The following is a 17,916-nucleotide window of genomic DNA, read 5'->3' on the forward strand; positions in this document are numbered from 1 at the left end:
TTCGTTGAGATATGGTTATGCGGGATTTACCATCTTCGCGCCGGATCTCGCGGGAACGGGTCGAGGCAAGTCGCACCGTTCGATCGTGCCGGTCTAGGGCGCGATCGTCTCGTCGATATTTCGATTCATTGCAGTGTGTGACAGCCGCCACGGGGGCGATCCGCGCGCAGGTCAGCCGATCCGGCGTTGCGCCAAAACCTCATAAGCCATCACCGCCGTCGCCACTGCGGCGTTCAGGCTGTCGGCCTTGCCCAGCATCGGCAGCTTGACCAGCAGGTCGCACTCCGCGGCCATCTCCGCCGGCATGCCCTGCGCCTCGTTGCCGGTGAGCAGGAAGGTCGGGCTGTCATATCGGGCCGCACGGTAATCGTTTTCGGTATCGAGGCTGAGGCCGACCAATTGCCCCGGCCCGGAGCGCAGCCACGGCAGGAACTCGTCCCATTCCGCCATCACCACCGGCACGGTGAACAGCGCGCCCATGCTGGCCCGCACCGCCTCGACCGAGAAGGGGTCGACGCATTCGCCGATCAGGATCAGCCCGCCCGCGCCGACCGCGTCGCCGGTGCGCAGGATCGTCCCCAGATTGCCCGGATCGCGCAACCGTTCCGCCACCAGCCAGATATCGGCGGACGTCCGGTCCAACACCTTCAGCGCCCCAGCAAACTCGGCGAACACGCCAACCACCGCCTGCGGATTATCCTTGCCCGACAGCTTGCTGAGGATGTCCGGCACGGTCTCGATCGCCTGCCCGCCACTATCCTCGACATCGAAGATCAGGGTGCGGACGAGCGGATGGCTGGCCCCCTCGCGCGAGAAGAACAGATATTCCGGAATACGCCCGTTCTCGCGCGCTTCGGTCAGGATGCGCAGACCTTCGGCGAGGAACAGCCCTTCCTCGCGGCGATGCTTCTTCTCGCGAAGCGAGCGGATGCGCTTGATGAGCGGATTCGAAAAGGCGGTGATCTCGCGTGGCATGGCGTGGCGGCCGACCTGTCAGCCGAAGGCTGGCAGAAGGCAAACGAGCCACGCCCGGCCGGCGCAGCCCAAGCTGCGGCCGACGGCGCGGCTTTGCCGCGACGCCATTTCAGTCTTCACCGAACTTCGCCTCGACCAGCTCGCACAGCGCGCCCACCGCCGCCTCATCGCCGTCGCCATCGGCGGAAATGATGATCGAATCGCCCATCGCCGCGCCGAGCATCATCAGGCCCATGATCGACGTGCCGGTGACGGAACCTGCCCCGTCCTTCTCCACCGTCACCTCGATCGGCTGGGTAGAGGCGAGGGTGACGAACTTGGCGCTGGCGCGCGCATGCAGGCCGCGCTTGTTGGTGATGAGGACGGTGCGCTGAACCGGCATCAGGCCGCCGCCTCGCCGAGCACTTCGGATGCGACGGTGATATACTTGCGCCCGGCCTCGCGCGCGGCAGCGACCGCATCGACGACCTTCATCTTGGAACGGGCAGACCCCAAGCGGATCAGCATCGGCAGGTTGATCCCCGCGATCACCTCGAACCGGCCCTTTTCCATCAGCGAAATGGCGAGATTGGAGGGCGTGCCACCGAACAGATCGGTCAGCAGGATCACGCCTTGCCCGGCATCCACGTCATGAATCGCATCGGCGATATCCTTGCGGCGCGCTTCCATGTCGTCTTCGGGGCCGATCGCGATCGTCGCGATCCGCTCCTGCTTGCCCACAACATGCTCCATCGCGGTCACGAACTCCTCGGCAAGGCGTCCATGCGTCACCAGAACCAGGCCGATCATTCCAACTGCGTTCCACTGCCAGTGCCGTCTGCCGGAGCGCCCTCCAGACTATCCTGGGGCGCGGCGGCCAGATCACGATGGGTGACCGTGGGCGAAAATCCCGCATCGCGCAACGCCCTTGCGATGCGTTCGGTGACGTGAACCGACCGATGTCTCCCTCCGGTACAGCCGAAGGCCATCGTCACGTACGATTTTCCCTCCGCTTTGTAGCGTGGAAGCAACAGCAGCAGCAGCGACTCGATCTGGGCGAGCGCCGGTTCATAGGCCGGATCGTCGGCGATATAGGCGCTCACATCGGCATCCAGGCCGGTGCCGGGCCGCAAATCGGGCACCCAGTGCGGATTGCGCAGGAAACGCATGTCGAACACCAGATCGGCATTGCGCGGCAGCCCCCGCGCGAACCCGAACGAGGTGACGGAAAGGGTGGGGGCACCGAGCCGCTCGCCCGAAAACGTCTCGCGCACCTGCTGCGCGAGCTGGTTGGCGGTCAGATCGGTCGTGTCGATCAGCCGGTTGGCCCAGTCCCTAAGCGGCGCGAGCAATTCGCGTTCGCGCGCGATGCCGTCGCTCGCCGGTCGATCGAGCGCCAGCGGATGCCGTCGCCGCGTCTCGGAATAACGCCGTTCCAGTTCCGCGCCCGAACAGTCGAGGAACAATGTGCCGATGTCATGGCCGTGCTGTTCGCGCAGCGTCTTGATGCGTTGAACGATGCGATCCGGATCGAAATCGCGTGTGCGTGCCCCGATGCCGATCGCCAGTGGCAGATCGTTGCCACCGGATCCTTCCGGCAAAGGCGCACCGAGCAATCGATCGAGCAGCAGCAGCGGCAGATTGTCCACCACCTCCCATCCAAGATCCTCCAGCGTCCGCAGGACCGTCGATTTGCCCGCGCCGGACAGCCCGGTGACGAGCAGGATATTCTTCGGATCAGCCATCAGGCGATCTGCCTCTTCAATGCGAGTTCGACCTTGATCGGCGCAGAAGCCTCGCGGGCATCGAGCGCGATTTCGGGGATGATGATGCCGGCGATGCGCCGCTCAATAGTCTCAAGCGGCATGCGCTCGACCGTATCGGTCAGCCGGACGAGCAAAGCCACCTCTATGCCCTCGGCATGCGGCATCGGCAGGATGCCGATTCCGCGCACCTCGATCCGGCCCGCGATCGTCCGGGGCGCCGTGGCCCGAAGCGCGCCGTGATCGGCATGCAGTATCGTCCGATCGTCGCTGATCAGCACTGCGCCGCGATCGATCAGGCGCAATGCGAGGTCGGACTTGCCGGCACCGGACGGCCCCTCGATCAGCACCGCGTGACCGCCGATCGCCACCGCCGTCGCATGCAGCGTCTCGCTGCTGAGCGTCGGAATGCTCATCGCCGGTCAGCCAACGGCAATCTCACCACGAAGCGCGCGCCCTTCACCCGGTCCTCCCGCGATTCCACCGCGATATCGCCCTGATGCCCCTCGACGATGGTTCGCGCAATGGCGAGGCCAAGGCCGGAATGCTTGCCGAACTCCTCGCTTTCGGGGCGCAGCGACTGAAAGCGGCTGAACACCTGCTCGCGCGCTTCCTCGGGCACACCGGGGCCTTCATCCTCGACCCGGATGCGCAACATCTCCTGCTCGCGCGCGGCCGAGATCGCGATCATTCCGCCATCGGGCGAGAAGGACACCGCATTGTCGAGCAGGTTTTCGAACACCCGTTCCAGCCGCGCACCTTCGGCCATCACCGTCATCCGCTCGCCGTCGCGGTGATCGTAGCGCAGGCGGATGCCACGTTCGACACCGCGCGCCTCGCGCTGAGCCAGCAGGCCGGCGATCATCACGCCGACATCCACCGGCTCGAACTTGGCCCGGCTGAGCTGGGCGTCGAGCCGCGAGGCTTCCGAAATGTCCGTGATCAGGCGATCGAGCCGTTGGACATCGTGGCGCACGATCGTCAGCAGCCGCGCCTGCAATTCCGGATCCTTGACCATCGACAGGCTCTCGACCGCGGAGCGCAGGGAAGCGAGGGGGTTCTTCATCTCGTGCGTCACATCGGCCGCGAACGCCTCGGTCGCGTCGATCCGCGCGCGCAGACCCAGGCTCATGTCGGACAAGGCCCGCGCCAGCATCCCGATCTCGTCGCGCCGCGAGGGCAGGCGGGGTACCACCACTTCGCGCGCCCGGCCCAACCGCACCCGTACGGCCGCGCGGGCGAGGCGCCGCAACGGACGCACGATCGTGCGCGCCAGAAATAGCGACAGCAGGATCGACACCAGCGACACGATCAGCAGAACGACGCTCAGGCGGAAGCGCTCGACGCGAACCGTCTGCGTGATGTCGGTCGCGTTGGCGGTGGTCATCACCACGCCCTGGCCCGCCACGGCGGCAGCGGCGGTGATGACGGGTGTGCGATCGGGCGCGCGCCACACCGTCGCGGCGATGAGGTTTCCGCTCCGTGCCGTCCGCACGTCCGGCCAGGCGAAGCCGTCGGCCCGCTCGCGGTAGAGGGGCGGGCGGGCCGCACCGACCACGGTATCGATCATCGCATCCAGGAAACGCGCCGCCGCCTGGCCACGCCCTTGCTTGTCCGGATCCTGCAGCACCATGTTGCGCAGGCCCAGCGCGCGCGTATCGGCCAGCAGCTTGCCGCGCTCGTCATACAGCCGCAATCGCGCGCCGGTGTCGCCCGCCAGCCGAAGCATCAGCGCATCGCGCCGATCCGGCTCGGCCGAACGCAACGCCTCGGCGATCAGTCGCGCCTCGCTGCTGGCCTGCGTGACGCGGCTGTCCACGATCCGGCTGCGATAGGAATCGAGATAGAAAAACCCGCCCGCCAGAAGTGCGAGCGCGAAGATGTTGACCGCAAGGATCCGCGGCGTGAGCGAAACCCGGCCCGACCAGCGCAGGCTCAGTTCGCCGTCGTCACTCAACGCCGAATTCGTCATTCCTCGGAAAATCGGTATCCCGCGCCATACAATGTTTCGATGGCATCGAATTCGGGATCGATCTGCCTGAACTTGCGGCGTACGCGCTTGATGTGGCTGTCGATCGTGCGATCATCGACATAGATGTCGTCCTGATAGGCGGCATCCATCAACTGGTTCCGCGTCTTCACGATCCCCGGTCGCTGCGCCAGCGTTTCCAGGATGAGGAACTCCGTCACCGTCAGCGTCACGTTGACGCCGCCCCAGGTGACGCGGTGCCGCGCGGTATCCATCGCCAGCCGCCCGCGTGCCAGTTCGCCGGCCGCCACCTCTTCGTCACCCGCCGGGCCGGATTGTGCCAGTTCGGTACGCCGCAGGATCGCGCGGATGCGGGCGATCAGCAGGCGCTGGCTGAACGGCTTGGCGATGTAATCGTCGGCGCCCATCGCCAGGCCCAGCGCTTCGTCCAGCTCATCGTCCTTGGAGGTCAGGAAGATCACCGGCGTGGACTGCTTCTCGCGCAGCCGGCGAAGCAGTTCGAGGCCGTCCATGCGCGGCATCTTGATATCGAAAATGGCGAGATCCGGCGGATTTTCGATCAACGCCTTCAACGCCGTCTCGCCATCCGAATAGACCCGCGTGACGAACCCTTCCGTCTGCAAGGCAATCGATACCGATGTCAGAATATTGCGATCATCATCAACGAGCGCGATCGTTGCCGTCATCAAGTTTCGTCCTGCGTTGCGGATCGATCAATTAGTCTAAACCGTCTGTCCGCTCAACCGATTGCGCGGTCAGCGTTGTCATCTGGACATGATACCGTCCGGCACGATAAGCGCGAATCACACAATGCATACGTATGCGGGTAGTAACCGCGCCGTGATTTCAGGAGAGATTCGTTTTGAGCGACCGCATTCCCACCGCCGGGCTTGAAGCGCAGGGCATCGAAACCCGCGCCAACCTGCACTGGAACCTCGTCACCGCACGTCTGGTCGAGACGGCCGTGGCCAAGGGCGAGGGCAAATTGTCCGCCGATGGTCCGCTGGTCGTCGAGACCGGCGCGCATACCGGTCGCTCGGCGCAGGACAAGTTCATCGTCCGCGATGCCGAAACCGAGTCCGTCGTGTGGTGGGGCAAGAGCAACAAGGGCATGAGCCCCGAGCAGTTCGCAACGCTCAAGACCGATTTCATGGCCGCGCTGAAGGACAAGGAAGACCTGTACATCCAGGATCTGTTCGGCGGATCGCAGCCTGAAAATCGGGTGCGCGTTCGTGTCGTGACGGAACTGGCCTGGCACAATCTGTTCATCCGTACGATGCTGGTGCGCCCGCAGGAATCCGAACTGCGCGGGTTCGAGGCGGAATATACCATCATCGACCTGCCGAGCTTCCGCGCCGATCCGGCCCGGCACGGCTGCCGTACCGAGACGGTCATCGCGGTGAACTTCACCGAGAAGCTGATCCTGATCGGTGGCACGAAATATGCCGGCGAGATGAAGAAGAGCGTGTTCGGCCTGCTCAACTATCTGCTGCCGGTCGACGGCGTGATGCCGATGCACTGTTCGGCCAATATCGGCCCGAACGGCGACACGGCGGTGTTCTTCGGCCTGTCCGGAACCGGCAAGACGACGCTTAGCGCCGACGCCAGCCGCACGCTGATCGGCGATGACGAACATGGCTGGTCGGATACCGCGGTGTTCAATTTCGAGGGCGGTTGCTACGCCAAGATGATCCGCCTGTCGGCCGATGCCGAGCCCGAGATCTTCGCCACCACCAAGCGCTTCGGCACGGTGCTGGAGAATGTCGTGATGGACCCGGTCACCCGCGCGCTCGATCTGGAGGACAACAGCCTGGCCGAGAACAGCCGTGGTGCCTATCCGATCGACTTCATTCCCAATGCCTCGGAAGAGAATATGGGGCCGGTGCCGCGCAACATCGTGATGCTGACGGCGGATGCTTACGGCATCCTGCCGCCGATCTCGAAGCTGACACCGGATCAGGCGATGTACCACTTCCTCTCGGGCTATACCGCACGCGTCGCGGGCACCGAGATCGGCGTGACCGAACCGGATGCGACCTTCTCGACCTGCTTCGGCGCGCCGTTCATGCCGCGCCATCCCTCGATCTATGGCAATCTGCTCAAGAGCCGGATCGCCAAGGGCGGGGTGGATTGCTGGCTGGTCAACACCGGCTGGACCGGCGGCAAATACGGCACCGGCAACCGCATGCCGATCAAGGCGACACGCGCCTTGCTCAACGCCGCGCTCGACGGGTCGCTCAACGATGCCGAGTTCCGCACCGATCCGAACTTCGGCTTCAAGGTGCCGGTCAGCGTGCCGGGCGTGGACAGCGCGATCCTCGACCCGCGCGAGACCTGGGCGAACAAGGCGGAATATGACGCCACTGCGGCCAAGCTGGTCGATCTGTTCGTCGAGAACTTCGCCCAATTCGCCGAACATGTGGACGAAGGTGTGCGCCAAGCCGCCCCAAAAACCGAAGAACCCGCCTGACATACCCGGTCATCGATCGGGGCCGAGGAACCCGATCGATGACCGACTTGCCCTTCCGACCCTTTGCTGACGATGCCGCGATCCGTCGCATCGGAGAGGGATTGCTTGGCCGCACCCTGCCGAAAGCGGAATGGACGCATGAGGCGCATCTGGCCGCATGCCTGTGGCTCCTGCTCGAACGCCCCGGGATCGATATCGACGGCGAGATCGCCGGAATCATCTCGCGCTATAACGAGAGTACCGGCGGGGTGAACGACGATACCCAAGGCTATCACGACACGATAACGCGCTGCTTCATCGGCGCTGTCCGGCTGCATCTTGCCGGGCGACCGGCCGGAGAATCGCTCGCAAATTCGGTAAACGCGCTGCTCGCGTCGCCAATGGGAGAGCGGGGCTGGCCGCTTCGCCACTATTCTCGCGCCCGACTTTTCTCGGTAGAGGCACGTCGAGGGTATCTGCCTCCCGATCTATGATGGTGCGAAAATGACCGAAGCAGAACATTATCGGGCCTTTGGCTATACCGGACTGACCGGCCTGTTCCCGCCGATCGTGCTTAACGGCTTTTACGAACAGATGCGGGTCGATCTGGGCCTCAGCCAGCGGGCGCGGCAATTCACTACGCGTGGACCGCTGATCAGCAAGGACGCGATCGCGGTCTATTCCAACGCCTATCCGCCAATGATGACGTTCCTGTGGGGGCTGACCCCGCGCATCGCCCAGGCGACGCAATGCGACTTGTTGCCGACCTACGCCTATTTCCGCCTGTATCATAAGGGGGATATCTGCCGCGTGCATTCGGATCGGCTGGCGTGCGAACATAGTTTGTCGCTGACCATCGCCTATGGCGACGGCGTGCCATGGGCGTTGTCGGTCGGATCGGATCAGGTGGAACCGTCCGGTTCAGTGAAGGATGATTTCGAGGGCGCGCCCTATGGATCAGTCGCGATGGAACCGGGGGACGGTGTGCTGTATCAGGGCGTCCATCGCCGACACGGGCGGCTCGCACCCAACCCCAATAGCTGGTCAGCGCATCTCTTCCTCCACTGGATAGATGCCAACGGGCGTTATGCCGATCAGGCGTTCGATCGTCCGGCACTGGCAAAAGCGCATGCGGGCCGGTGAATATTGGCGGTGATGCCCGAAAGTCGCTAAATTGGTCAGGTGAGCCATCCCCGCTCGCGATCCGCTGAAGGATATTGTCATGGGTTTGTTCGACGGACTGCTTAGCCAGGTCACTGAAAACGTGGACATCAAGAATCTTGCGGCCAAGGTCGGGATTTCACCCGAACAGGCCGAATCGGCGGTGGCCGCTTTGGGCCAGGCGCATCCGGAACCGGGCGATACGGTAGAGACGGCGGCGGCTTCGACTGGTCTGTCGCCGGACATCCTGCAACAGATCGTCGGTCATATCGGTGGCGAGGGATCGCTTGGGCAGTTCGCCAGCCTGCTTTCGGCGCAGGGTGGCGAGGGCATCATGGGCAAGCTTTCGGGTATGCTCGACAAGGATGGCGACGGGAATCCGCTCAACGATCTGAGTGGGTTGGCGAGCGGGTTGTTCGGCAAGAAGTAGGTTCGACCGGTCAGCCGGTGGTGGGCGTCTCCACCGGCTCGACCAGCAGCATGCCGCTTTCGACCTCCGTTACGCGCATTTTCTTGCCGATGGCGGCATCGGGGCCACGTGCCGGCCAGACGCCGTCGGCGACCTTCACCCGACCGCGACCGTGTTCGATCGCCTGATCAACGGTGACGATCTCGCCGATCAGACGGGCGGCACGATCGTTGAGCAGGGGATCCGACGTGGCGACCGGGTAGTCGCGATACCAGCGGCGACCGATCAGCACCGTCACCCCGCTCCAGATCGCGAACGAGGCGAGTTGGGCGGCGACGGGCAGGTCGGGCAGCACCAGCATGGCCAACCCGGTGATCGCGGCGGCGATGGCCAGGAAGACCAGAAAAACGCCGGGCACGATCAGTTCGGCCACGCCCATCACCAAAGCGAAGACCAGCCACAACGTCCCAGCGCCGACGTCGTCCAGCGTCATTTGTCGCCCTGTTCGAACGGCCCCTTGACGCGTACCGGCGGCGTAGCGGCTTTGGGCTGCGCAGGCTGATCGTTGCCGAACGCCGTCCGGGCGAGTTCACCGATGCCACCCAACGTGCCGATCAACTGCGTCGCCTCGACCGGGAACAGGATCGTCTTGGCGTTGGGAGAGGTGGCGAACTTGCCGACCGCCTCGACATATTTCTGGGCGATGAAATAGTTGAGCGACTGCGCGCTGCCCTGTTCGATCGCGATCGAGACGAGTTCGGTCGCCTTGGCCTCGGCCTGCGCGGCACGCTCGCGGCCCTCGGCGTCACGGAAGGCGGCTTCGCGGCGGCCCTCCGCTTCTAGGATCTTCGACTGTTTCTGACCCTCCGCACGCAGGATTTCCGACGCCCGCGAACCTTCCGCCTCCAGGATGTTGGCGCGCTTCTCGCGTTCGGCCTTCATCTGGCGGCCCATCGCGTTGACGATGTCGGCGGGCGGGCGAATGTCCTTCACCTCGACGCGGGTGATCTTCACGCCCCAGGCCGCCGTGGCGTGATCGACCACGACCAGCAGGCGCGCATTGATCTCGTCGCGCTTCGACAGCGTCTCGTCCAGATCCATCGACCCCATCACGGTGCGCAGGTTGGTGGTCGTCAACTGCAGGATCGCGACATAGAGTTCGGACACTTCGTATGCCGCCTTGGCCGCATCGAGCACCTGGAAGAACACCACGCCGTCGACCGCGACCATCGCATTGTCCTTGGTGATGATCTCCTGACCCGGAATGTCGATCACCTGCTCCATCATGTTCACCTTGCGGCCGACACGGTAGAAGAAGGCGGGATAGAAATTGAAGCCGGGCCGCGCCGTGGTGGTGAAGCGGCCGAAATGTTCGATCGTATATTGATAGCCCTGCCGGACGATCTTGATGCTGGTGAACAGGTACAACAGCACCAGGGCCAGCGCGAGCACGCCTGCGGTCAAACCCATGATCTCGTTTCCCCTGCTGCGATGTCGCAACAATTTAGCAGATCGCGCCGTGGGAGATAGCAGAATAGTGCCGCTCGCCATTGCGCCCGCGACCAGATTTTGGCGGCCGAAGTTCACACAAAGTCACGCGGTATCGCGGTTGGGATGATGTTCGCCAGGGGTGGGGCATTGAAGATTGTGCAAAGGAAGAGCGATCGGGCCATGGCTGGGCACACGAGCAACGCATTCCCAACATTGCAAGCGCGCCGGGCCGAATTCGGATCGGTATCAGGTGGATCGTGAACTCAGGCCACCGACACTGCGCACCCTAGCGCATCCGGCCCCCTTTGGTTACATGGCACGCCACGATTCCCTCCCCATGCAACGGAACTGGCACCCCATGGACATCCGCCTCGGCCTCACCTTCGACGACGTTCTGCTGTATCCGGCGGAGTCCGATATCGTGCCGAGCATGGCGGATACGCGCACGCAGCTGACGCGCGGGATCAAGCTTGATATCCCGATCCTGTCCTCGGCGATGGACACGGTGACGGAGGCCGACATGGCGATCGTGATGGCGCAACTGGGCGGCATCGGCGTGCTCCACCGCAACATGGAGATCGACGAGCAGGTCGCCGCCGTGCGCCAGGTGAAGCGGTTCGAGAGCGGCATGGTCGTCAACCCGATCACGATCGCACCGACTGCGACGCTGGCGGAGGCGCAGGCGCTGATGACGCGCAACAGGATCAGCGGCATCCCGGTGGTGGAAAAGGACGGCAAGCTGGTCGGCATCCTGACCAATCGCGACGTGCGCTTCGCCGGCAACCCGCACCAGCCGGTCGCCGAACTGATGACGCACGAGAATCTCGCCACCGTTTCGACCGGCGTCGGGCAGGACGAGGCGCGGCGGTTGCTGCATCAGCGCCGGATCGAGAAATTGCTGGTGGTGGACGAAAGCTATCGCTGCGTCGGCCTGATCACCGTCAAGGACATGGAAAAGGCGGTCAATTACCCGAACGCGACCAAGGATGCGGCCGGACGGCTGCGCGTGGCGGCGGCGACGACGGTGGGCGACAAGGGCTTCGAGCGGACCGAGGCGTTGGTCGATGCCGATCTCGACCTGGTGGTGATCGACACCGCGCATGGCCATAATCGCGACGTCGCGCGGGCGGTGGAGCGCGTGAAGAAGCTGAGCAATTCGGTGCAGGTGATCGCCGGCAACGTGGCGACGGCGGAAGCTGCGCGGGCGCTGATCGATGCCGGCGCGGACGGGATCAAGGTCGGCATCGGGCCGGGATCGATCTGCACCACGCGGGTCGTGGCCGGCGTAGGCGTGCCGCAGTTGACGGCGGTGATGGACTGCGCCGAGGAAGGCCACAAGCACGGCGTGCCGGTAATCGCCGATGGCGGCATCCGCACATCGGGCGACATCGCCAAGGCGTTGGCCGGGGGTGCCTCCAGCGTGATGATCGGGTCGTTGCTGGCGGGCACCGAAGAAGCGCCGGGCGAGACGTTCCTGTATCAGGGGCGGGCATACAAATCGTATCGTGGCATGGGATCGGTCGGCGCGATGGGGCGCGGTTCGGCGGATCGCTATTTTCAGGGCGATATCAAGGATCAACTGAAGCTGGTGCCCGAGGGGATCGAGGGACAGGTGGCGTTCAAGGGCCCGGCCAAGGACGTGATCCACCAGTTGGTCGGCGGGGTGAAGGCGGCGATGGGTTACACCGGGGCGGCCACCATTCCCGACCTGCAACAGCGTGCGCGGTTCGTGCAGATCACCGGGGCGGGGCTTATGGAGAGCCATGTGCACGACGTGACGATCACGCGCGAGGCGCCTAATTATCCGACAAGATAATTCCCCTCCCGCTTGCGGGAGGGGCTAGGGGAGGGTTGTGAAAACACCATCCATCATAACAAGCCCTCCCCCGACCCCTCCCGCTTGCGGGAGGGGAGAAGAATGACCCCCTCAGCCCGTATCCAGGCAGCGATCGACCTGCTCGACGCGATCGTCGCCGCGGCGCGAGACAGCGGGGCCGCGGCGGATACGATCATCGCCAAATATTTCGCCCAGCGCCGCTATGCCGGCAGCAAGGACCGGCGCGCGGTGCGTGAGCTGGTCTATGCCGCGATCCGCATGTTGGGCGAGCGGCCGGCGAGCGGGCGGGCGGCGATGCTGGCGCTGGCCGAGGGCGATGCGGAGATGACCGCCCTGTTCGACGGATCGACCCATGCGCCCGCCGCGATCGGTGCCAAGGAAGTCGCAGCCAAACCGGGTGTCGCGCCGGAATGGATCGTGGCGAAGCTGCTTGCCTCGGGCATCGGCGCGAACGAATTGCCCGCGCTGATCGATCGCGCACCGCTCGACGTGCGGATCAACCGGTTGAAGCCCGCGCCCGATCCGATCGAGAGCGCGGAAGCGATCGCGGGGCTGGCCGACGCGTTGCGCCTGCCATCAGGCACCAATGTCGAGACGCTGGACGCCTTCAAGGCCGGGGCGATCGAGGTGCAGGATGCGGGCAGCCAGATCGTCACGCTGGCGGCGGAGGCCTCGGGCGGGCAACGGATCGTCGATCTTTGCGCCGGGGCGGGCGGCAAGACGCTCGCGCTGGCGGCGGCGATGGGCAATGACGGCGCGTTGCTGGCGACCGACACCGATCGTGCGCGGCTATCCCGCCTCACGCCTCGCGCAGAGCGGGCGGGCGCGACGATGATCGAAACCCGGCTGCTCGATCCGGGGAGCGAGGCCGAGACGCTGTCGGATTGGGCGGACAGTGCGGACTGCGTGCTGATCGACGCGCCCTGTTCCGGCACCGGCACCTGGCGGCGCAACCCCGAGGCACGCTGGCGGCTGACGCCGGAGCGGATTGCGCGGCTGGCGAAGACGCAGGAGCATGTGCTGGAAGTCGGTGCCGGGCTGGTGAAGCCGGGTGGGACGCTCGTCTATATCGTCTGTTCGCTGCTGGACGAGGAAGGGGCGGGGCAGGTCGCCGCGTTCCTGGCCGGGCATCCCGGCTGGACCAGTGATACGCCCGATCTGCCGGCCGGGCGCGCGCATGGCCCGGGCGTGCGCCTGACTCCGGCACATGACGATACCGACGGCTTTTTTGTCGCACGCCTCCGGCGCGCGTGCTAGCCGGTAGGGATTGTGCGCATTCTGGAGAGCATCATGCGTTATTCGTCCGTCGCCGCCGCCGTCGCGCTCACGTTGCTGACGGTGTCGACGTCGCTGCACGGCCAGCGCCCGGAAGAGCAGATCGATCCGCGTTCGATGGCGTTGCTGGCGCAGGGCCGCGCGGCGCAGGCGGCGGGCAATCTGGATGGTGCGACCGATCTGATCGAGACCGCGCTGGCGGTCGATCCACGCAACCGCGCCGGGTTCGTGACACTGGGCGACGTGGCGCAGGCGCGCGGCCTGCCGGGCAAGGCGATCCGCCTGTACCGCGAAGCGTTGCTGCTGGAGCCGAATGATCGGCTGGCGCTGAAGGGCCAGGGCGAGGCGCTGGTAATGAAGGGCGCGGTGATCCAGGCCAAGGCCAATCTGGCGAAGTTGCGGGCGTTGTGTGCGAAGGCTGCGTGCCCCGAGGGCAATGCGCTGGCGGCGGCGATCGTGAAGGGGCCCCCGGTTCAGACGGCGGCCGTGGCGACGAAGGTGCCGGAGAAGACGACTGCTAAGGAGTGATTTCGGAGTGAGCGGTGGCAGAGGCCCGAATACCGCACAAGTTGCCCTATTGGTGCATATCGAACCGGAGCGGTTGAACTCATCGACTTTACGCATGTCGCAGGGAAAGGAATGGAAATGAAGCTTGCTTCTTATCTGCACATCGCTGGATTGGCGTTATTGACAGTTCCGGCGATGGCCGAAGCGAAAGGCATAACCTACGATTGTGACACGGCCGCTGATCATTTCTCCGAATTGAGCCTGCCTGCTGAAGGTATTTCGTTTACGGTGTCCGGAAATGTCCAACTGAAGACATTGGCCGCAAGCAGTAAGTACGTACCTCTTGCTCGGATTCAAATCGCATCGTCCGCTATGCCAGGACAGAATCCTGAATTCTATGCCGGCTTTGTGCTTACAGCGTTGCCCGCGGACCCTAAAAAAACACCCTCGGGCGCATCAGCAGTCCAGATGCTAAGTTGGAATTTGAACGGGAAAAAGGATGAAATATTACCTTTATCTGTCATGACCGTGCCGGGTACTGTCCAACCCTTCACTTTATCATATGATGGCAACAAGGTTCTGGTGACACTAGGGAATGAGACCAAAAGTTTTCCCTTGAAAACCACTGATCCTGTTGTACGATTGATTTGCTCAACAGGTGAATTCTTGTTCACGGATTTGATCATCACGCCTTCACGGTAGAAATCGAAGCCTGTGTTAGCTTACATAGCCGCTAACGTGTAGTTCAGCCGCTCATTACCCGCGCAACTTCGACGAATTCCCCGACGCTCACCGTTTCCGCACGCCGCGTAGCCTCGATGCCGACGGCTTCCAATGCGGCCAGCGCGCCCGGCACGCCTTTCACGCTTTGGCGTAGCATCTTGCGGCGTTGACCGAAGGCTGCGCCGGTCAGGCGTTCGAGCGTAGTGAAATTCACGCCCTCGGGTGCTGCTTCGGGCAGGATGTGCACCACGGCCGACATCACCTTGGGGGGTGGGGTGAAGGCGGAGCGGTGGACTGGCATCGCCAGTTTGGCCGAAGAGCGCCACTGCGCCAGCACCGCCAAGCGGCCGTACGCGTCGTCGTCGGTGCCGGCGACGATGCGGTCGGCGACTTCCTTCTGGAACATCAGCGTCAGGCTTTGCCACCACGGAGTCCAATCGGCGGAGAGCCAGCGGACGAACAGGGCCGTGCCAATATTATAGGGCAGGTTGGAGACGATGTGCGGCTTGCCCTCGAACAGCGAGGCGGCGTCGATTTCCAGTGCGTCGTCCTCGATCACGCGGAGCTGGCCGGGGAATGCTTCGCTGAGTTCGGCGAGGGCGGGGATGCAGCGGCGGTCGCGCTCGACGGCAGTGACGCGGGCACCGGCCTGCAGCAGCGCGCGGGTCAGGCCGCCGGGGCCGGGGCCGACTTCGAAGACTTCCGCGCCGTTCAGATCGCCGGGGATGCGGGCGATGCGGGCGAGCAACTGGCCGTCGAGCAGGAAATTCTGGCCCAGCGCCTTGCTGGCGTTGAGGCCATGGCGCGCGATGACCTCGCGCAGAGGTGGCAGTTCGGTCACAACAAGCGCGCGGCGCGGCGCTCGGTCGCTTCCCCGGCCATGCGGATCGCGGCGATCATCGCGCCTGGATGCGCGACGTTCTTGCCCGCGATGCCGAACGCGGTGCCATGATCGGGCGACGTGCGCACGATTGGCAGGCCAAGCGTGATGTTCACGCCTTCGTCGAAATGCAGCGTCTTGAGCGGGACCAGAGCCTGATCGTGATAGCAGCAGATCGCCGCGTCATAAGTGGCGCGGGCGCGGGCGTGGAACATCGTGTCGGCGGCAAACGGGCCGGTCGCGTCGATGCCTTCGTCACGCAATTGCGCGATAGCGGGGATCAGGAAATCGATCTCCTCGCGCCCGATCGCACCGCCTTCGCCGGCGTGCGGATTGAAGCCGGCAAAGGCCAGCCGCGGGGTCTCGATGCCGAAATTCTTGCGCAGGCCGCGCGCAGTGGCACGGCCTTTGGCGACGAGCAGGTCGATCGAGAGCAGGCCGGAGACGGCAGCGAGCGGGACGTGGGTGGTGACGGGCACCACGCGCAATGTCGGGCCAGCAAGCATCATCACCGCATTCTCGCGCGAAACGCCACAGCGTTCGGCGACGAATTCGGTCTGGCCGGGATAGCTGAAGCCGATCTGGTAGAGCTGCGCCTTGGACACCGGGCCGGTGACGAGTGCGCTGGCGGCATCGGAGCGCGCGAGGCCGGCGGCGACCTCCAGCGAATGCAGCGCGCAGCGGGCACCATCGACATCCGGGTGGCCGGGCGAGATCTGTCCGCCATCATCCACGCCGAGCACCGGCAGGCCACGCGCAAAGGCTCCCAAGGCCTCGGCGGGATCGAGGATCGACGCGACCGGGCCGTCCCACACGGCGGCAACCGCGCGCGCATCGCCGACCGCGAAGAATGGCGGCACACCTTGCGCATCGCGCGCGGCCCAGGCCTTGGCGATGATCTCCGGCCCGATACCGGCCGGATCGCCCATCGAGACCGCAAGCGGAGCGATCATCGCAGGCGCCCGATCAACGATATTCGACGATCGCATCGCGGCGAAGATCGCGCAGCAGCTGTTGCGCGCGCAGGTTGACGCGCTGCTGCTCCATCTGTTCCTGCAGGCGGCTGGAATTGGGCAGATCGCCACCGCGCGGTTCATCGCGGCCGCACAGCACCAGCGCGCGCACGCCGTCCTGCGCAGAACCGAAGGGCGGGGTGGACTGTCCGACCGCCAGCTTCAGCATGATATCCTGCAGTGCAGGGGGAAGATCGCGGATCGTGGCCGAATCGCTGTCCACCACGTCACCGCCGAGCGAGGCGGCGACCTTGGCCACATCGCCGCAGCCCTGCATCGCCTTGGTGGCGGCGGCAAACGCCGCGACGCGCTCGGTGGCCTGCGTCTGGGTGGTGCCGGCGGGGAAGCGCACGGTGATCTGCTTGAGCGCGAGTTTCGCGTCGCGCGGATCGGCGGTCAGCACCTGGCGCTTGTCGACGAGATAGAGGACCGAGAAACCACCAGCGACGGCGATCGGGCCGGCGATCTGGCCGACCTGCATCGATTCAGCGGCGCGGGCGAGTTCGTCGGGCAGTTGCGAGCTGCGCACCCAGCCGAGATCGCCATCCACGCTCTTCGTCGTGGCCTCCGAGAAGGTGCGCGCGAAATAGCCGAACGGCGCCTCGCCCTTCTGAATCTTGTCGATCATCTGCGTGATGCTGGCCGCAATCTGCGCCGCCTGCGCCGGCTCGGCATGGATATAGATTTCGTTGACGTGATATTCCTGCGTGCCCTTGGAATCCTGCAGGCGCTTGAGGATCGATTTGACCTCTTCCTCGCTGACGTTGACCGTCGGCTCGACCTTGCGCCGCAGATAACGCTGCCACGCCAGTTCGCCCTCGATCTGGCGCTTGAGCGAGCGTTCCGAGGAATTCACCTGACGCAGATACGTGCGCATCTGTTCCGGCGAACGGCTGAAATTCTTCGCCACGCCGTTGAAGCTCTGCGACAGTTCCGCCGGGGTGATGACGACTTCGCTCGCCTTGGCTTCCTGGATCTGCAGCGTTTCGTCGATCAACTGGTTCAACGTCTGCGTGCGCAGCCGGGCGGTATCCTCGGGGCTCAGCTTCCAGCCGTTGATCGCGACGGCGAGCGCGAGACGCTGATCGACGTCGGTGCCGGTGATGACGGTTTCGTTGACGATCGCGGTCGGCTTGCGCACGTTCGGATCGAGCTTGCCGTAAAGCTGCAGATTGTCCGGAATGTTCAGGCCGACATCCGGAACGCCGTTGTCCGCCACGGTGTTTTCGGGCGCGGCACCGTCCGGTGCCCTAGGATCCGCCTGGGCGGCGGGTGCCTTGGCCGAAGGGGTTTTTGTCGCCGGCGTCTTCGCAGGCGCCTTGGCCTTGGGAGCCTTCTGAGCCATGCCGCCGATCGGCGTGCAGGTTACGGACAATGCCGCGAGCAAGGCCACCGCGCGGCCGGTCTTCACCGCCTTCGTCACAGAAATCATCACGTGTTCAATAATCCCATATCGTGCCGCCC

20 protein-coding genes are annotated in these 17,916 nt (G+C 64.7%); 8 read left to right on the forward strand and 12 right to left on the reverse strand.

Going from position 1 to position 17,916, the window contains the following annotated elements; genetic code table 11:
* Positions 1-171 precede the first annotated feature (171 nt).
* From U1738_RS01105 to U1738_RS01135, 7 genes are all read right to left on the reverse strand, one after another.
* A complete protein-coding gene (locus U1738_RS01105; protein ID WP_332787194.1) occupies positions 172-975 on the reverse strand; it encodes a TrmH family RNA methyltransferase in 804 nt (267 codons plus the stop codon).
* A 109-nt stretch (positions 976-1,084) separates the two neighbouring features.
* The gene (locus U1738_RS01110) at positions 1,085-1,357 is read right to left on the reverse strand and encodes an HPr family phosphocarrier protein (RefSeq protein WP_332787195.1); all 273 of its coding nucleotides are present in this window, start codon (positions 1,355-1,357) and stop codon (positions 1,085-1,087) included.
* Positions 1,357-1,764 (reverse strand): PTS sugar transporter subunit IIA, encoded by a 408-nt coding sequence (locus U1738_RS01115; protein WP_055779476.1) that lies wholly within the window; start codon positions 1,762-1,764, stop codon positions 1,357-1,359. The genes U1738_RS01110 and U1738_RS01115 overlap by 1 nt, the downstream gene beginning before the upstream one ends.
* Positions 1,761-2,699: an RNase adapter RapZ gene (gene rapZ, locus U1738_RS01120; protein WP_332787196.1), complete on the reverse strand. Its 939-nt coding sequence runs from the start codon at positions 2,697-2,699 to the stop codon at positions 1,761-1,763. Before rapZ ends, U1738_RS01115 begins: the two co-directional genes overlap by 4 nt.
* Positions 2,699-3,133, reverse strand: a complete 435-nt coding sequence (locus tag U1738_RS01125) for an HPr kinase/phosphorylase (protein ID WP_332787197.1) — start codon at positions 3,131-3,133, stop codon at positions 2,699-2,701. The genes rapZ and U1738_RS01125 overlap by 1 nt, the downstream gene beginning before the upstream one ends.
* Positions 3,130-4,689, reverse strand: a complete 1,560-nt coding sequence (locus U1738_RS01130) for a sensor histidine kinase (protein WP_332787198.1) — start codon at positions 4,687-4,689, stop codon at positions 3,130-3,132. The genes U1738_RS01125 and U1738_RS01130 overlap by 4 nt, the downstream gene beginning before the upstream one ends.
* Positions 4,686-5,393, reverse strand: coding sequence for a response regulator (locus U1738_RS01135; protein WP_332787199.1), 708 nt, complete (start codon positions 5,391-5,393; stop codon positions 4,686-4,688). Before U1738_RS01135 ends, U1738_RS01130 begins: the two co-directional genes overlap by 4 nt.
* A gap of 176 nt (positions 5,394-5,569) precedes the next feature.
* Between U1738_RS01135 and U1738_RS01140 the strand changes: the two genes are divergently transcribed.
* The 4 genes from U1738_RS01140 to U1738_RS01155 all read left to right on the forward strand — a co-directional run bounded on the left by U1738_RS01140 (position 5,570) and on the right by U1738_RS01155 (position 8,747).
* Complete coding sequence (locus U1738_RS01140; protein WP_332787200.1) at positions 5,570-7,177, forward strand: phosphoenolpyruvate carboxykinase; 1,608 nt, start codon at positions 5,570-5,572, stop codon at positions 7,175-7,177.
* A gap of 38 nt (positions 7,178-7,215) precedes the next feature.
* Complete coding sequence (locus tag U1738_RS01145) at positions 7,216-7,650, forward strand: hypothetical protein (protein WP_332787201.1); 435 nt, start codon at positions 7,216-7,218, stop codon at positions 7,648-7,650.
* 10 nt (positions 7,651-7,660) lie between these two features.
* A complete protein-coding gene (locus U1738_RS01150; RefSeq protein ID WP_332787202.1) occupies positions 7,661-8,299 on the forward strand; it encodes a hypothetical protein in 639 nt (212 codons plus the stop codon).
* Between the two features lie 79 nt (positions 8,300-8,378).
* Positions 8,379-8,747: a hypothetical protein gene (locus tag U1738_RS01155; RefSeq protein WP_332787203.1), complete on the forward strand. Its 369-nt coding sequence runs from the start codon at positions 8,379-8,381 to the stop codon at positions 8,745-8,747.
* Between the two features lie 10 nt (positions 8,748-8,757).
* On the opposite strand, the gene U1738_RS01160 is transcribed toward U1738_RS01155, so the two are convergent.
* Positions 8,758-9,219 (reverse strand): NfeD family protein, encoded by a 462-nt coding sequence (locus U1738_RS01160; RefSeq protein WP_332787204.1) that lies wholly within the window; start codon positions 9,217-9,219, stop codon positions 8,758-8,760.
* Complete coding sequence (locus U1738_RS01165; protein WP_332787205.1) at positions 9,216-10,196, reverse strand: SPFH domain-containing protein; 981 nt, start codon at positions 10,194-10,196, stop codon at positions 9,216-9,218. The genes U1738_RS01160 and U1738_RS01165 overlap by 4 nt, the downstream gene beginning before the upstream one ends.
* Positions 10,197-10,575: 379 nt before the next feature.
* Between U1738_RS01165 and guaB the strand changes: the two genes are divergently transcribed.
* The 4 genes from guaB (at position 10,576) to U1738_RS01185 (ending at position 14,538) form a co-directional block, all read left to right on the forward strand.
* Positions 10,576-12,033, forward strand: a complete 1,458-nt coding sequence (gene guaB, locus U1738_RS01170; RefSeq protein ID WP_332787206.1) for an IMP dehydrogenase — start codon at positions 10,576-10,578, stop codon at positions 12,031-12,033.
* Between the two features lie 102 nt (positions 12,034-12,135).
* Positions 12,136-13,311 carry an RsmB/NOP family class I SAM-dependent RNA methyltransferase gene (locus U1738_RS01175; protein ID WP_332787207.1) on the forward strand — a complete coding sequence of 392 codons (1,176 nt, stop codon included), beginning with the start codon at positions 12,136-12,138 and terminating at the stop codon, positions 13,309-13,311.
* Between the two features lie 33 nt (positions 13,312-13,344).
* Positions 13,345-13,857 carry a hypothetical protein gene (locus U1738_RS01180; RefSeq protein ID WP_332787208.1) on the forward strand — a complete coding sequence of 171 codons (513 nt, stop codon included), beginning with the start codon at positions 13,345-13,347 and terminating at the stop codon, positions 13,855-13,857.
* Positions 13,858-13,974: 117 nt separating this feature from the next.
* The gene (locus U1738_RS01185; protein WP_332787209.1) at positions 13,975-14,538 is read left to right on the forward strand and encodes a hypothetical protein; all 564 of its coding nucleotides are present in this window, start codon (positions 13,975-13,977) and stop codon (positions 14,536-14,538) included.
* Positions 14,539-14,581: 43 nt separating this feature from the next.
* On the opposite strand, the gene rsmA is transcribed toward U1738_RS01185, so the two are convergent.
* The 3 genes from rsmA to U1738_RS01200 are packed head-to-tail and all read right to left on the reverse strand — an operon-like array spanning position 14,582 to position 17,884.
* Complete coding sequence (gene rsmA / locus U1738_RS01190) at positions 14,582-15,400, reverse strand: 16S rRNA (adenine(1518)-N(6)/adenine(1519)-N(6))-dimethyltransferase RsmA (protein ID WP_332787210.1); 819 nt, start codon at positions 15,398-15,400, stop codon at positions 14,582-14,584.
* Complete coding sequence (pdxA, locus tag U1738_RS01195) at positions 15,397-16,392, reverse strand: 4-hydroxythreonine-4-phosphate dehydrogenase PdxA (RefSeq protein WP_332787211.1); 996 nt, start codon at positions 16,390-16,392, stop codon at positions 15,397-15,399. Before pdxA ends, rsmA begins: the two co-directional genes overlap by 4 nt.
* 13 nt (positions 16,393-16,405) lie before the next feature.
* The gene (locus tag U1738_RS01200; RefSeq protein WP_332787212.1) at positions 16,406-17,884 is read right to left on the reverse strand and encodes a peptidylprolyl isomerase; all 1,479 of its coding nucleotides are present in this window, start codon (positions 17,882-17,884) and stop codon (positions 16,406-16,408) included.
* Positions 17,885-17,916 lie beyond the last annotated feature (32 nt).

This window comes from Parasphingomonas caseinilytica (assembly GCF_036663755.1).
Taxonomy (GTDB): Bacteria; Pseudomonadota; Alphaproteobacteria; order Sphingomonadales; family Sphingomonadaceae; genus Sphingomonas.